At 30.0% G+C, this 14,434-nt stretch carries 15 protein-coding genes; 7 read left to right on the forward strand and 8 right to left on the reverse strand.

What is annotated here, in order from left to right; genetic code table 11:
• Positions 1-2: 2 nt before the first annotated feature.
• The 4 genes from OB7_RS06190 (at position 3) to OB7_RS06205 (ending at position 3,184) form a co-directional block, all read left to right on the forward strand.
• A complete protein-coding gene (locus OB7_RS06190) occupies positions 3-449 on the forward strand; it encodes an RrF2 family transcriptional regulator (RefSeq protein WP_004102897.1) in 447 nt (148 codons plus the stop codon).
• A complete protein-coding gene (gene mnmA / locus OB7_RS06195) occupies positions 446-1,504 on the forward strand; it encodes a tRNA 2-thiouridine(34) synthase MnmA (protein ID WP_081429717.1) in 1,059 nt (352 codons plus the stop codon). Before OB7_RS06190 ends, mnmA begins: the two co-directional genes overlap by 4 nt.
• Complete coding sequence (hpt, locus tag OB7_RS06200) at positions 1,501-2,013, forward strand: hypoxanthine phosphoribosyltransferase (RefSeq protein ID WP_004102901.1); 513 nt, start codon at positions 1,501-1,503, stop codon at positions 2,011-2,013. Before mnmA ends, hpt begins: the two co-directional genes overlap by 4 nt.
• A 73-nt stretch (positions 2,014-2,086) precedes the next feature.
• The gene (locus tag OB7_RS06205) at positions 2,087-3,184 is read left to right on the forward strand and encodes an LCP family protein (protein ID WP_249031037.1); all 1,098 of its coding nucleotides are present in this window, start codon (positions 2,087-2,089) and stop codon (positions 3,182-3,184) included.
• Here OB7_RS06205 and nfi read toward each other — a convergent pair.
• From nfi to OB7_RS06245, 8 genes are read right to left on the reverse strand one after another with little or no spacing between them, the layout of a single operon-like run.
• The gene (gene nfi, locus OB7_RS06210; RefSeq protein ID WP_004102905.1) at positions 3,168-3,833 is read right to left on the reverse strand and encodes an endonuclease V; all 666 of its coding nucleotides are present in this window, start codon (positions 3,831-3,833) and stop codon (positions 3,168-3,170) included. The genes OB7_RS06205 and nfi overlap by 17 nt on opposite strands.
• Before the next feature lie 6 nt (positions 3,834-3,839).
• Positions 3,840-4,550 (reverse strand): hypothetical protein, encoded by a 711-nt coding sequence (locus tag OB7_RS06215; protein ID WP_004102906.1) that lies wholly within the window; start codon positions 4,548-4,550, stop codon positions 3,840-3,842.
• Between the two features lie 4 nt (positions 4,551-4,554).
• Entirely contained in the window at positions 4,555-5,511 is a 957-nt protein-coding gene (gene mnmL / locus OB7_RS06220; protein WP_114702783.1) for a tRNA modification radical SAM protein MnmL/YtqA, read from the reverse strand.
• Positions 5,469-6,710: an amidohydrolase gene (locus OB7_RS06225; protein ID WP_004102910.1), complete on the reverse strand. Its 1,242-nt coding sequence runs from the start codon at positions 6,708-6,710 to the stop codon at positions 5,469-5,471. The genes mnmL and OB7_RS06225 overlap by 43 nt, the downstream gene beginning before the upstream one ends.
• Positions 6,710-7,045 (reverse strand): ribosome silencing factor, encoded by a 336-nt coding sequence (gene rsfS / locus OB7_RS06230; RefSeq protein WP_004102912.1) that lies wholly within the window; start codon positions 7,043-7,045, stop codon positions 6,710-6,712. The genes OB7_RS06225 and rsfS overlap by 1 nt, the downstream gene beginning before the upstream one ends.
• A 4-nt stretch (positions 7,046-7,049) precedes the next feature.
• The gene (locus OB7_RS06235; protein WP_004102916.1) at positions 7,050-8,351 is read right to left on the reverse strand and encodes a bifunctional folylpolyglutamate synthase/dihydrofolate synthase; all 1,302 of its coding nucleotides are present in this window, start codon (positions 8,349-8,351) and stop codon (positions 7,050-7,052) included.
• An 11-nt stretch (positions 8,352-8,362) separates the two neighbouring features.
• Entirely contained in the window at positions 8,363-10,957 is a 2,595-nt protein-coding gene (locus tag OB7_RS06240; RefSeq protein ID WP_114702784.1) for a valine--tRNA ligase, read from the reverse strand.
• The gene (locus tag OB7_RS06245; RefSeq protein WP_114702785.1) at positions 10,950-11,366 is read right to left on the reverse strand and encodes a GGDEF domain-containing protein; all 417 of its coding nucleotides are present in this window, start codon (positions 11,364-11,366) and stop codon (positions 10,950-10,952) included. The genes OB7_RS06240 and OB7_RS06245 overlap by 8 nt, the downstream gene beginning before the upstream one ends.
• Positions 11,367-11,493: 127 nt before the next feature.
• Between OB7_RS06245 and rsxC the strand changes: the two genes are divergently transcribed.
• Genes rsxC through OB7_RS06260 form a run of 3 tightly spaced genes read left to right on the forward strand, consistent with a single transcriptional unit; the run spans position 11,494 to position 14,431 of the window.
• Positions 11,494-12,810, forward strand: coding sequence for an electron transport complex subunit RsxC (rsxC, locus tag OB7_RS06250; protein WP_114702786.1), 1,317 nt, complete (start codon positions 11,494-11,496; stop codon positions 12,808-12,810).
• Positions 12,810-13,766 carry an RnfABCDGE type electron transport complex subunit D gene (locus OB7_RS06255; protein ID WP_114702849.1) on the forward strand — a complete coding sequence of 319 codons (957 nt, stop codon included), beginning with the start codon at positions 12,810-12,812 and terminating at the stop codon, positions 13,764-13,766. The genes rsxC and OB7_RS06255 overlap by 1 nt, the downstream gene beginning before the upstream one ends.
• Positions 13,763-14,431, forward strand: a complete 669-nt coding sequence (locus OB7_RS06260) for an RnfABCDGE type electron transport complex subunit G (protein WP_114702787.1) — start codon at positions 13,763-13,765, stop codon at positions 14,429-14,431. The genes OB7_RS06255 and OB7_RS06260 overlap by 4 nt, the downstream gene beginning before the upstream one ends.
• Positions 14,432-14,434 lie beyond the last annotated feature (3 nt).

Consider the following 14,434-nt stretch of genomic DNA (forward strand, 5'->3'; position numbering starts at 1 on the left):
ACGTGGCTGTTACAATGAAAAGTGATTATGCATTAAGATTGTTACTTTTATTATCTATTGAAAATAAGAGGATGAGTACATCAGAATTGATTTCAAAATGTAAGACAAGTATTCCATATGAATTTGCACAAAAAATTCTTTCCCAACTTGTAGCAAGCGGAATTTTGGAGTCATCAAGAGGTAAGTTCGGAGGTTATAAATTAGTAAAAGATCCAAAAGATATTACAGTATATGACATTGTTACTTCAGTAGATGATATTAGTTCAATGATAACTTGTTTTGTTCCACCTGATAAAATAAGTTTGGCACCTGAAATTTGCTCTGTAAATGAAGTTTGGGAAATTGTTATGAAAAGATTTAAACAATCGTTAAAATCTGTTACTTTAGAAGATTTGAAAGAATCGTATTTAAAAAAATGTGAAGAATTTGAAAGGAGGCAAAAATTATAAAAGTAGGTGTTGCCTTAAGTGGCGGTGTTGATAGTGCAGTAGCTCTATATTTTCTCTTACAAGAAGGATATGAGGTGACTGCCTATCATATGAAGACAGTGTTTGATGAGATATATTTAACAAAAAAAATTACACATAAGGTTTGTTGCAGTCCTTCAGATACATATGATGCTAAAAAGATTGCGGAAAAGTTTGGTGTAGACTTTAAAGTAGTGCATTTAGAAGATGATTTTAGAGAAATGGTTATTAATTACTTTGTTAGTGAATATAAGCGTGGTAAAACTCCAAATCCATGCTTTTTTTGTAATGATTGGATAAAATTTGGTGTTTTAATGGAAAAAATGTTTGAAGATGGTATGGATTATGTTGCTTCAGGACATTATGCAATAATAAAGAATGGTAAATTATATAAGGCTAAAAGCTATGAAAAAGATCAATCATATTTTCTGGCTTCTATAAAGAAAGAGAAGCTGAAAAAAATTATTTTACCTAATGGAGAATATACAAAGCAACAAATTAGGGAGATAGCTGAGAAAATTGGAATTCATGTTCATAACAAGGTGGATTCGCAAGATTTATGTTTTATACCAGATGGAAATATTTCTGAATTTTTGAGAGAAAATAATATGGAATTTAAAGAAGGATTAATTATTGATACTGAAGGCAATATTATTGGAACGCATAAAGGACTTGCTAATTATACAATTGGTCAAAGAAAAATAGGTGTAGCAACAGGAAGAAGGCTTTATGTAATTAAAAAAGATTTTAAAAATAATATTTTAATTGTCGGTGATAAAGAATCGGCTTTTAGTACAAAATTTACAGTTTTGAAACCAAATTTTTTGCAGAATGTATCCAAAGATTTTGAAGGATATGTTAAAGTAAGAAAAAAATTCAAAGAAGTTAGATGTAAAGCCCATTTTGAAAATGAAAGGTTATATATTGAAACGCAAGAGCCAATTTTTGCTATTACACCTGGGCAGATAGCAGTAGTGTATGGTTTTGATGATTCAGTTATAGTTTCAGGTATAATTGAAGGGGAGGGATGGAATTGAATTTGAATGTACTAATAGGTGAACAAAAGCTTCAGGAACGTATAAAATCTCTTGGTAAAGAAATTACTGAGTATTACAAAGAAAAAACGGATACAATTCATGCCGTGTGTGTTTTAAAAGGTGCTATTCATTTTTTTACGGATCTTGTTGAAAACATTGATTTAAATGTTGAATATTCCTTTATTCATGTTTCAAGTTACAGCGGTATGGAATCTACTGGTAGAATTAGAGTAAAAAGCTGGATTGATGAGCCTATTGAAGGAAGGCATGTTTTGGTTGTTGAAGATATATTAGACACAGGTCAAACATTGTCATACATTCTGGGCTACTTAAAAAGGTATAATCCAGCAGATTTAAAAGTTGCAACTTTGTTGAAAAAAACTTCTAAAAATCCTATTGTAAATGCAGAATTTGTAGGCTTTGAAATTGAAGACAAATTTGTAGTAGGATATGGTTTGGATTTTGATGAAAAGTATAGAAATATTCCATATATTGGTTATTTAGAATAGAATTATGAATAAAAATATAGTTTTATTATTAATCGCAATTTTTGTAACATTATTTTCATTAGGTGTTGTTTTTTTGCCGTGGATAAATATTTTATTGTCTGTAATTTACTCTCCTCTTGATGAGGAGACTAATTTTTTGGTTTTGGGTCTTGATAAAGATATACAAAATACGCGAAGAACTGATGTAATAATGTTTTTAAACATTAATGTGAAAAATAGAGAGATAAAAATTACAAATATACCAAGAGATTTAATAATAAATAATTCAAAGATAAATTCAATTTATCAAAAAGAAGGATTAGGTTATTTAAAAGAATTGGTTGAAAATTTTGTTGGTAAAAAGATTGATAAATATGTAATTGTTGATTATGACGTTGTAAAATTAGTAGGTGATAGAATTGGTCCTATTGAGGTTTATGTAGATAAGCCCATGAAATATACTGACTATTCTCAGAATCTTATTATTGATTTTGATCCAGGAATACATTATTTATATGGGGAGCAGTTATTGGCTTATATGAGATTTAGGAAGGATTCATTAGGGGATATCGGAAGAATTGAACGAGAAAAGTATATTATTAACCAATTAATAAAAGCGGCGTTGAAAAAAGATGTTTTTACACTTGCAAAAGTTTTTAAAGAGGTCTATGAATCTATGGATACAAATATAAAAACATCAGAGCTTGTATTTTTAGCTACAAAATTTAAAGATGGATTTTCAATAAAAAGTTATTCTTTCCCTATAAAATATGACGTTAATGGAAATATTTATCCTGGGGATTTAAGCAAATTAAAAGAATTTTTTTCTTCAAAAAGTTTAAATAAGGTAGATGAACGCTATAGATTTTATATAGTTAACAATACAAAAAATCAAAATAGGACATATAATGTAAACTTGCATTATATGTGGAAAGCGGCTGGATATATACCGGAAGATATTTATTTTATGCAAAATACAAATTTTTTATCAGATACAGTTTATATTGTAAACGAAGAAGTGAAAATAGAAGAAGTAGAAAAAATTGTTAAAACCGTGCATCCAAAGAGAAATTTTAAAATTTTACTTGCAAAAGAAGATCTTGAGAATTATTTGATTTTAATTGACACATTAACAAAAAATAGAAATTATCCAGATTTATCAGTAGATTTTGTAGTTATTCTTTCTCAATAATTTTGTTTTTAAGTTTTTGTGTATAAATATGTGCAAGACGCGTTGGTTCAGGAAGTTTATATTTGGTTATGTATTTTTTTACTATGTTTAGCGAGCTATCAAGATCTATTAAATGTCCAGGAGAAATAAAAATTGGTTTTGTATTTTCTCTGCTTTTTAAAACAATTCCGATCTTTTCTCCGTTGTACCAAAGGTAAGAAGATGAAAATTTAGTATTCGAAGGTTCATCATACGTTCCAACTAATTTCTTTTTTGCTATACCAATTGTTGGCTTTTTGATCCATAATCCCATATGAGATGCTATTCCAAGCTTTCTAGGGTGTGCAATTCCATGACCGTCAAACATAACAAGATCTACATTTGTTTTAATTTTTTGCCATGCTTTTAAAAACACAGGACCTTCCCTAAATGCAAGAAGTCCTGGAATGTATGGATATTTAATTTTGTCAATGTGGTAAGTGATTTCCACAACATTGAATTTGCTGTCTATAACTACTATAACAGCCAATGATTTATTATTAACGTAAGACAAATCGACTCCAGCTACATATGTAGGAGTTTTATTGAAGGGCTTGAAAATTAATTTATCATTTAAAGATTTTTGAATTGATATAGCTTCTTTTGGAGTAACATCCCACCTATGAATCATAATTTCTCAAAACCCTGCATATAGTAATTTAGAAACTTCTAACCATATAAATTTGTCGTTTTTGATGGAATATACAAAGTGAATGTAGCCAATTCTATCAGCATGATATATACCTGATAAAGTGATAATTCCTTTCAATTCATAAATATCATCTTTTCCAAAGTCAAAAGCTTCTAGATTTGATATGCCTCCAATAAATAAATCTTTGTTTTCACCAATAAATTGACCAAATTTGTTGTAAATTTTTTCATTTATATATTGTTCCTTTTTTTCACTTAAATCTAAAAAAGTATATTTGTCTTTATATGATATTAGCGCTTTAAATCCATCAAAAAACTTTGCTTTAAGGTCTAGTTTTAAATCATTATTTAATAAAACTCCCTTCTTTATGGAGTAAATAAAATATTCACTATAGTTACCACTACCACCACTATCGCTAATGATTAGGATATCTTTAATGCTGTCACCATCAAAATCATAAATTTCCATTTTTGGTGAATAGCCTCCAAAGTCCAATTTTATGTTCTTTTCTGACTTTTCATTTTTAATTTTCAGAACAAAAGCGTCATAATAAATTTCACTTAATTTATTGCCTTCTAAGGTTATATTTTCAAGTATCCCATCATTATCAATGTCTGTATTAGTAGAGGTTATTACATTTGCATGTAAAAAAATAGAAAAGATAAATAATATTATAGAAAGAACAATCTTTTTCATATTTTTAACTCCTTTTGCTAAGTTTGTTTGTTTTTGGCTCGAACCATTTATAAAAGTATTTTCCTTGGTATGTAACTTTTTCTTTTAATCTTTTTTCAATCATATTAATAATTTGTATTTTTGGAATTCCCCAATTACCAAAGATAGTCCCATTATTTGGAGGATCTGCTACCAATCGATGAATAATTATTTTTGGTGAGAGAAATTCTAAAAATCGTATGACTCTTTCAATATAACTCTCAAGTGTTCCAATTTGAATTTTGTTTTCATTAAAAAGTTTTCCTAAAATTGTGTTTTCGACAACGTATAGTGAATGTATTTTAACACCATCTATATCTAGAACTGATAGAATTTTTGCTGTTTCAATTACATCAAGCATATCATCAGTTGGGAAGTTTAAGATCACATGTGAAATAAGTTCAAAATTTCTTTCTTTAATTTTTTTGGCAGCATAGATGTATTCAGCTAATGTGTGTCCACGATTCATTTTTACAAGAGTATGATAATTTGAAGTTTGAAGTCCCATTTCTATTGATACGTCAATCTTTTCTCTTAATTCTTCTAGTAAATCCAAAATTTCGTCTGAAATACAATCAGGTCTAGTTGAAATAGAAATTTGAACTATATCTTCATCTATTGCGCTAAAATAAACTTTTTTAAGCATTTCAATTGGTGCATAAGTATTTGAATAATTTTGAAAGTATGCTATAAATTTTTTAGCGCCCTTTTTTGTATATCTTTCCTTCATTTTTTTTATTTGAGTTTTTATATCAAACTCACCAAAAGTGGTAAAACCGCTACCTGTTTCATCACAAAACAAACAACCAGGTAATCCATTTTCACGGTTTGGACAGCTAAAACCTGCATTTATTGGTAATCTATATACTTTTTCACCATATTTTTTCTTTAGTTCGACACTTAATTTTCTATACCTATAACCTTCCTGTAAAAAGTCGAAAATTTTCTATATACCTCCTTTTCATCAATAGTTGGGAATGTACCATTATAATATGTAAATTTTCCATTTACCATCGTAGCAAATACATCAACTTTTGAATGAATTATATGTTTTTTCATATTTTCGATAGGATAAAAACTTGGATTTTTCAAATTAATTATTGTTAGATCAGCTGGGAAACCTTCTTTTATTTCTCCGCCTTCTATATTTAACGATCTATAACCGTTTATTGTTAGCATTTTGAGCATTTGGTTAATGTCAAGATTTTGAGGATTGTCCTTTTTTTGTAATAGAGAAGCAATTCGAGCTTCAAATAGTATGTCAAGAGAATTGTTACTAGCAGGTCCATCCGTTCCAAGAGCTACAGTCAAACCATTTTCAATCATTTTTTGAATAGGTGCTATACCATTTCCTAATTTTAAATTACTAGTAGGGTTATGAGATATAAACACATTAAAATCTTTTAGCATTTTAATATCATTATCATCAAGATGGACACAGTGAACAGCAAGGAAATGATAATCAGCAATTCCAGAAGAAAGAATTTGTGAAAGTGAAAATTGCTCTTTCTCCCATTTATTTTCAAATAAATGCATTGTAACAGGAATTTTTAATTTTCTGGAGAGTTTACCAATTTCCTTTAAAGCTTCTAAAGAGCAGGTATAAGGAGCATGTGGACCGAGTCCTACGAAAATTCTATTATCAATACCATGCCACTTTTCAAAAAGAGAAAGTGCTTCGTTAAGTCTACTTTTTTCAATTTTGTTTTCTTCTGAAACAAGTCCCCTAGTTAAAAGTGCTTTCATCCCAAAATCTTTTACAGCTTGTGCAACAGAATCTTCAAACATATACATATCACAAAAAGCTACAATACCGTTTTTAGACATTTCCATCATTGAGAGCATAGATGCAAAATAAACTATATCTTCGTTTAATTTTTCTTCAAGTGGTATTATATGTTCAAAAAGCCATTTGTTAAAAGGTAAATCTTCTGCAATACCTCTTAAAATAGACATTGCTGCATGAGTGTGTGTATTTACAAGGCCTGGAATTATTAATTTATTATCTAGATCAAATTCTTCATCCTCATTATCTTTTAAATTCTTATCAATTTTTATTATCTTTCCTTTATCAATTTTTATGTCAACCTTCTCAATATTGGACTTCCAATTTCTTAAAACATATGCATTTCTTAAAATCATTATTTTTCACCCTTTATTTTTTTGGCATCAATCCATAATCCTTCAAGGTCATAAAATTCTCTTGCTTCTTTTGTAAAAATATGTATAACAATGTCTGATGCATCAATTATTAGCCATTCATGATTATCTTCTTTGTCATAATAAATTACTTGTTTTCCAATTTCAGATAATAAATCTAATATTGTATCTCTTAAACTATTCATATGAGTGTTGCTATTAGCAGTAAGGATTATAAAATAATCTGTAGGAACATTAGTATTTGACATATCCAAAATAACAGGTTCAATTGCTTCTTTCTCTAAAATTTTTTTCCAAATTAATTCTAAAATTTCCAAATTATCACCTCCTCATTAATTTTAACTCTTCATCTATATAACCCTTACCTAAATAGCTTCTTATGAAACCAACAAGATAAAATGAACCAGTAACAACTTTTAAATCAGCTTTCATTTCTTTTAGTTTTTCGATTGCATGTATTGGATCAGCTATAAATTCACAAGATTTTGAAAAGTCTTTAACCAATTCATATGTTTCTAAACAATTTATAGCTCTGTGTGATGGTGGGCAAGTAACTATAACATGTTCAAATTCTGGTATCAGTTTTGAAATAACAGAGATTTTATCTTTATCATCTAAAATTCCAAATAATGCTATTTTACTATCGTTTTTGAAGTATATATTTAAGTTTTCCAAAAATTTTTCAGCAGCTTGTGGATTGTGTGAGCCATCAAGGAGAAAACCATTGAACATTTCGAATCTCCCAGGTATAAATGCTTCCTTAAATGCTACAAAAGTATTATTTAAATCAATTTTTTCAAACAACTCGTATGCTTTTAAGGCAATTGCTGCGTTTATGGGTTGATGTGTCCCGTTTAAATTTACTTCAAGCCCTTTAATAGTAGTTTCACCGTAATAATTTATTATATTTTTTCCAAATTGATATTCTACAACTTCATAATCAAAGTCTTTTCCAAGTTCATATACTTTTGCATTCTTATCTGCAGCAATATTATATATAACCTTTTTAGCTTCTTTTGGAACATTACCAATTACTACTGGTCTATTTTCTTTTATGATTCCAGCTTTTTCATACGCAATTTTTTCAAGAGAGTTCCCGAGAATTTTTGTATGCTCAAGACTTACCGTGGTAATTATTGAAACTTCGGGAATAATTACATTAGTTGCGTCAAATCTGCCTCCAAGACCAACTTCAATGGTTGAAATTTCTACGTTTTCCTCTTTATCTATTTCAAATGCAAGAGCAGTTGCAAATTCAAAAAAACTTGGAGAAAATTCTTCACCTTTTTTATCCATTTCTTCAGAGTATTTCTTAACTAGATTAAAGGCATTTAAAAAGCGCTCCTTTGATATATATTTTCCGTTAATTGGAAATCTTTCAAGAATTGAAGATAAGTGGGGAGATAAATATCCCCCCACTTTATACCCATGATTTTTTGCTAAATAATGTAGAAATGTTGTAGTACTTCCTTTTCCATTTGATCCAGTAATATGAAAGCATTTATAATTTTTCTCTGGATTGTTGAGCCTTTTTAATAATTCTTCTATTCTATAAAGTCCTATTTTAATTTTTCCATAAGGTCGTTTAAAGTATAAGTATTTTAATGCGTCTAAATACTCCATATTATCACTTCTTATTTTAGTGATGTAATTATATTTTTAATTTTTTTGATTTGTTCTTCTATGTTTGCTAACTTTTCTTTTGCTTCTTCCACAATTTCTTCAGGTGCACCTTCCAAAAATTTCTTGTTACTAAGTTTGATTCTAAATTTTTGTGCATCTTTTTCAAGTTTTTCAATTTTTTTGTTAAGTCTATTTATTTCAGTTTCAATATCTATTAAATTACCAAGTTCAACGTAAACTTCTAATTCATTATTTACAAATGCACTTGCTGATTTTTCAGGCTTTTGATCGCTGATTTTTATATTTTCTACATTTCCAAGAGTTCTTATATATAACTTTTCTTCTTCTGTAAAGTCATGATTTGAAGAAATATTTACTTTTTGACTTTGAGGTATGTTAATTTCTGCTTTTACATTTCTAATACCTTTTATAATATTCATTAATAATGAAAAGCGTTTTTCACTAATATTGTCTATTAATTTATCATTAACTTTTGGCCATTCAGATACCGTAATTGATTCTCCTGATGTTGGAAGTTTTTGCCATAATTCTTCAGTAATAAATGGCATAAACGGATGCAATAATTTTAAGCTATTATCTAGAACAGTAACTAAGACGTTTTGAACAAGATGCTTTTCCTCAGTTTTTAGTCTTGGTTTTGATACTTCAATATACCAGTCACAGAATTCATCCCAGAAGAAATTGTATATCTCTCTTGCTGCAAGGTTAAATTCATATTGCTCGATTGCATTAGTTACGTTTTTTATAGTTTTTTGTAGTCTTGAAAGGATCCATTTATCAGATAAATTAAGATTTTCAAGAGGAATTTCTTTATAATCTTCCAAATTCATTATTATAAATCTTGTTGCGTTCCATATTTTATTAGCAAATTTTTTACTAGTATCTATGTTTTTAATATCAAGTTTAATGTCCCTTCCTTGGGCAGCAAGTAGAGCTAAAGTGAATCTCATTGGATCTGCACCATATTCTTGAATAACCTCTAATGGATCTATACCATTTCCTAAGGATTTACTCATTTTTCTTCCGAATTTGTCTCTCACAAGTTGATGGATGTAAACATCATTGAAAGGCTTTTTGCCCATAAATTCATAGCCCATCATGACCATTCTTGCAACCCAGAAGAAGATTATATCAAAACCTGTGACTAATACATCTGTTGGATAGAATTCTTTCAAATCGGATGTATTTTCAGGCCAGCCAAGTGTACTAAAGGGCCAAAGTGCAGATGAAAACCAAGTATCTAGAACATCTTCTTCTTGCTTTAGATTAGTACTACCACATTTTTCACATTTTTTAACTTCTTCTTCAGAAACGTTAATGTGACCGCAATCTTGGCAATACCAAATTGGAATTCTATGTCCCCACCAAAGTTGTCTACTAATACACCAATCTCTGATTTCGTACATCCAATTTAAATATACTTTTTTCCATCTATCAGGATAAAACTTTACTTCTCCTTTTTCAACAGCTTCAATAGCTTTTTCGGCAAGAGGTTTCATTTTAACAAACCATTGGTCCATTAGCATAGGTTCTATAACTGTATTGCATCTGTAGCAATGACCAACAGAATGTTTAATATCTTCTATTTTTACTAAATAACCTTCTTTTTCCAAATCTTCTACTATTTTTTCTCTTGCTTGATACCTATCAAGACCTTTATATTTTCCTCCATTTTCATTAATTGTCATATCATCGTTGAAAATATTAATAAATTCAAGATTATGTCTTTGACCAATTAAATAGTCATTAGGATCATGTGCAGGTGTTACTTTTAAAGCACCAGTTCCAAATTCAGGATCTGCATGCATATCAGCTATTATCTTTATTTTCCTTCCAACAAGTGGAACAATAACTTCTTTTCCAATAAGTTCTTTATATCTTTCATCCGAAGGCGAAACAGCAATAGCAGTGTCTCCTAGCATGGTTTCAGGGCGTGTTGTTGCGATTATAATTTCGCCATTACCAGCAGCAAAAGGATATTTTATGTAATATAATTTTCCATCGTGTTCTTCATATTCGACTTCTTCATCAGAAAGAACAGTTTTACATCTAGGACACCAATTTACTATATATTTGCCTTTATAAATTAGTCCTTTTTTATAAAGAGAAACAAAAACTTTTTTTACAGCTTTTGAAAGTCCCTCATCTAAAGTGAAACGTTCTCTTGTCCAGTCAACTGAAGCACCAATAGCCATTATTTGATTCTTAATAGTATTACGATATGTGTTAGCCCAATCCCAAACAATTTCCAAAAATTTTTCTCTTCCAAGTTCTTCTCTTTTTTTACCTTCTTTTTCAATAGCTTTTTCCACAGCTGTTTGAGTTGCAATTCCTGCATGATCCTCTCCTGGTACCCATAAAGTTTTAAATCCATTCATTCTTTTAAATCTTACTAAGATATCTTGAAGGGTTATGTTTAGAGCGTGACCCATGTGTATTTTTCCAGTAATGTTAGGAGGAGGAATAACAATCGAATATTTTGGGCCTTCTTTTTTAGGAGTAAAATATCCTTTTTCTAGCCAAAATTTGTACCATTTTGTTTCAATATTTGCTGGATCATACCTTGTGCCAATTTCATTATTCACCAATTGCACCTCCCAATTTTTCTACTTTTATTTTTGTATCAATTTTTATGTTTTTATCTTTATAATTTAAAAGCAAATAGTCTAAAGATTCTTTTATTCTATTTGCAATTTGTTTGGCTGTTATTTCATTAATCCCATGTAAAATTATTGAAAATCTTTTTTGACCGCTCCTGCACACGAAATCTTTTGGAATCCTTACACTGTGTTTGATTACAGATGCAGCTCTTGCAATTACAAAATTTATTTCATCTTCTGCAAGTGAATCAAAATCAAGGTCGAGTGTTATTACAAAAAAAGTTGAATTCGAATTACTCAACATCGAGTATACGGTATTAAAAAAAGATTCATTTGGAAGTCTTGTAACTTCATCGACAAAGTTTCCATTTAGTAATTTTAATAGATAATCCATATTAATCACCTCTTAATTAATTTCTTCTTTATTATAACATATTCTTTAAGATTGTGAAAAGTTCGAAGTAGTGTGTTATAATGTAAAATTGGATGGTGAATTTTAATTTTTTGGGAGGTGTGGTGTCTTGAAGCTATCGAGCTTTTTGGGAGGAGTACATCCTCCCGAAAATAAGTCGTTGAGTAAAGATATTCCAATTAAAAAAGCCCCTTTACCAGAAAAGGTTATAGTATTTATGCAACAGCATGCGGGTGCTCCTGCAAAACCTGTAGTGCAGGTTGGTGATGAAGTTAAAACTGGTCAAGTTATTGGTGAACCTTCCGGGTTCGTTTCTGCGTATGTTCATTCACCAGTAACTGGTAAAGTTGTTGAAGTTAAAAAGATAAGTAATATAATTTTTGGAAAAGCAGTTGACGCAGTTATTATTGAAAGAGAATCTGAAGATGATTGGGAGCTTCTTCCTCATGGTGATTTTGAGAAATTTTCAAAAGAAGAGCTTCTTGATATCATTCAAAAAGCAGGTATTGTAGGACTTGGTGGTGCAATGTTCCCAACACATATAAAGTTAAATCCTCCAAAGGATAAAAAAATTGATACATTAATTATAAATGGTGCAGAATGTGAACCATACTTGACAATTGATCACAGAATGATGTTAGAAAAGCATGAAGAGATTTTGTTAGGTATTGAAATTGTAAAGAAAATTTTAAATGTTAAAAATGTGTATATAGGAATTGAGGATAATAAAATTGATGCAATTAATCTTTTAAATGATAAATGGAGAGGAAAAGTTACTGTTGTTCCATTAAAAACAAAATATCCTCAAGGTGCTGAAAAACAATTAATTTATGCTGTTACAAAAAGAAGTGTTCCACGTGGTGGCCTTCCATTGGATGTTGGAGTTGTAGTTCAAAATGTAAGTACTATGTATGCAATTAAGGAAGCAGTAATTGATGGTAAACCTCTTATAGAAAGAGGCTTAACCTTAACTGGGGAAGCAATTAAAAAACCAGGAAATTGGTGGATAAGAATTGGTACTCCTATTTCATGGATTGTGGATAATTTAGGTGAAGGATTTAAAGAAGGACTTGAAGAAATAAAGGTTTTAATGGGTGGACCAATGATGGGAATACCTATAAACAATATAGAAACTCCAATAGTAAAGGGAAATAATGGAATTACAAGTATTGTTCCACATGAACAGAAAAGCACCTTTTGTATTAGATGTTCTTATTGTGTAAATGTATGTCCAATGGGACTCCAGCCATACTTATTAGACTTGCTTGGAAAGAAAAAAAGATATGATGAAGCAGCAAGTATAGGATTAATGGATTGTATAGAATGTGGTTCTTGTACGTATATTTGTCCTGCTAAGATTGAACATGTTAAAACTATTAAACTTGCTAAAAAAGTGTATAGGGCCCTGAGGGGAGGGAAGAAATGATGAAGTTGATTACTGGAAATGCTCCACATTTAAGATCAAATGACACAACTTCAAAAGTAATGTTGGATGTTATTATAGCTTTATTACCAGCTTTAATAGGTGCATGGTATTTTTTTGGTTTTTATGCATTTTTTCTTGCTATTTTAGGTGCAGTTGTTGGTGAATTTTTTGAATTATTTATTATGAAAGTACTTAGAAAAGATAAAAATTTTGTGCCAAATGGAAGTGCTGCGGTAACAGGAATGCTTCTTGCGATGAATGTTAGCCCTGCAACATCATGGTGGGTATTTTTACTTGGATTAGTTTTTGCATTAGGTGTTGCAAAACATGCTTTTGGTGGACTTGGAATGAACATATTTAACCCTGCACTTGCTGGGAGGGCATTTTTGTTAGTTTCATTTCCTGTTCAAATGACGACATGGTATAAACCTACACTTTCCTTTTCTAAATGGGTTGATGTTCAAACAACTGCTACACCACTTGCTGTTTTAAAAGAAACAGGAAGCGTAAATGTAAGTTATTGGGATTTGTTTATAGGAAATAGAGCCGGATCCATAGGTGAAACAAGTGTTTTATTGTTGCTAATAGGTTTTGCATACCTTGTTGCTAGAAAAAGAATAAAATTAATGATTCCAATTTCTTATATAGGAACTGTTTTTGTTATGTCATCGTTTTTCTATTTTGCAAATCCAACATTTGGTACACCTCTATTTCATATTCTCAGTGGTGGTTTGATGTTAGGTGCATTATTTATGGCAACTGATATGGTTACAAGTCCTATGACAATAAAAGGGCAAGCTATATTTGGTATTGGTGCTGGAGTTATGACTTTACTAATAAGGTATTTTGCGGGTTATCCAGAAGGTGTTTCATTATCAATTCTTTTAATGAATGCATTTGTTCCACTTATTGATAGATACACACAACCCCGCATTTTTGGTGAGGTGAAATCATGAAAGATATGATAAAAACAGGTCTAATTTTGATGGTATATACTTTAGTTGCAGGTTTGATTTTAGGATTTATCTATACTTCAACCCAAACTGCAATAAAAGAAGCTGAATTGAAAAATACCATTGACGCGGTTAAGTTTGTTCTTACAGAAAATGGGAATCTATTAGTAAAAGAGAAAGTAATAAAAGAAGCAGTATTAAAGGGTTCAAAAGAGGAAGAAAAAGAAATATTTAAAAAAGGAACTAGTGCTGTTTTGACCCCTGTTTTAAATTTTGATACTGAAAGAGGAAAGGTTTACGTTTTAAAGGGGTATGGTATTGGCTATGGTGGAAAAGTTATTACAATAGCATCCTTTTTAGTAAATAATAAAAAAATTGATCTTTTATCAATAAGGGTTATTGAATATTCACAAGAAACACCTGGACTTGGAGCAAAGATATCTGAAGAGACATCTCAAAAGAGATTTTATCCTATCCCATATGAAGGTTTAAAAAATGGAGTTAAAGTTGACAAAGATGCTGGAAAATCTAATCTTTCGCCTGAAGAAGCAAAAAAGATTGGAGTTGTAAAAATAAGTGATGTAATGACAGGAGCAACTATTACACCTCGAGCAGTTGCATCAACTATTGACGCAATGTTCGAATATTTGCAAAAGGAGGTGCAATAATTA

Source organism: Thermosipho africanus Ob7 (assembly GCF_003351105.1).
Taxonomy (GTDB): Bacteria; Thermotogota; Thermotogae; order Thermotogales; family Fervidobacteriaceae; genus Thermosipho; species Thermosipho africanus.

Coding starts and splice junctions, on each gene's coding strand:
- nfi (WP_004102905.1), bottom strand. CDS start 3,833: ATGATTCATAGGTGGGATGTTACTCCAAAAGAAGCTATATCAATTCAA.
- OB7_RS06215 (WP_004102906.1), bottom strand. CDS start 4,550: ATGAAAAAGATTGTTCTTTCTATAATATTATTTATCTTTTCTATTTTT.
- OB7_RS06225 (WP_004102910.1), bottom strand. CDS start 6,710: ATGATTTTAAGAAATGCATATGTTTTAAGAAATTGGAAGTCCAATATT.
- OB7_RS06235 (WP_004102916.1), bottom strand. CDS start 8,351: ATGGAGTATTTAGACGCATTAAAATACTTATACTTTAAACGACCTTAT.
- OB7_RS06245 (WP_114702785.1), bottom strand. CDS start 11,366: ATGGATTATCTATTAAAATTACTAAATGGAAACTTTGTCGATGAAGTT.
- OB7_RS06255 (WP_114702849.1), top strand. CDS start 12,810: ATGAAGTTGATTACTGGAAATGCTCCACATTTAAGATCAAATGACACA.
- OB7_RS06260 (WP_114702787.1), top strand. CDS start 13,763: ATGAAAGATATGATAAAAACAGGTCTAATTTTGATGGTATATACTTTA.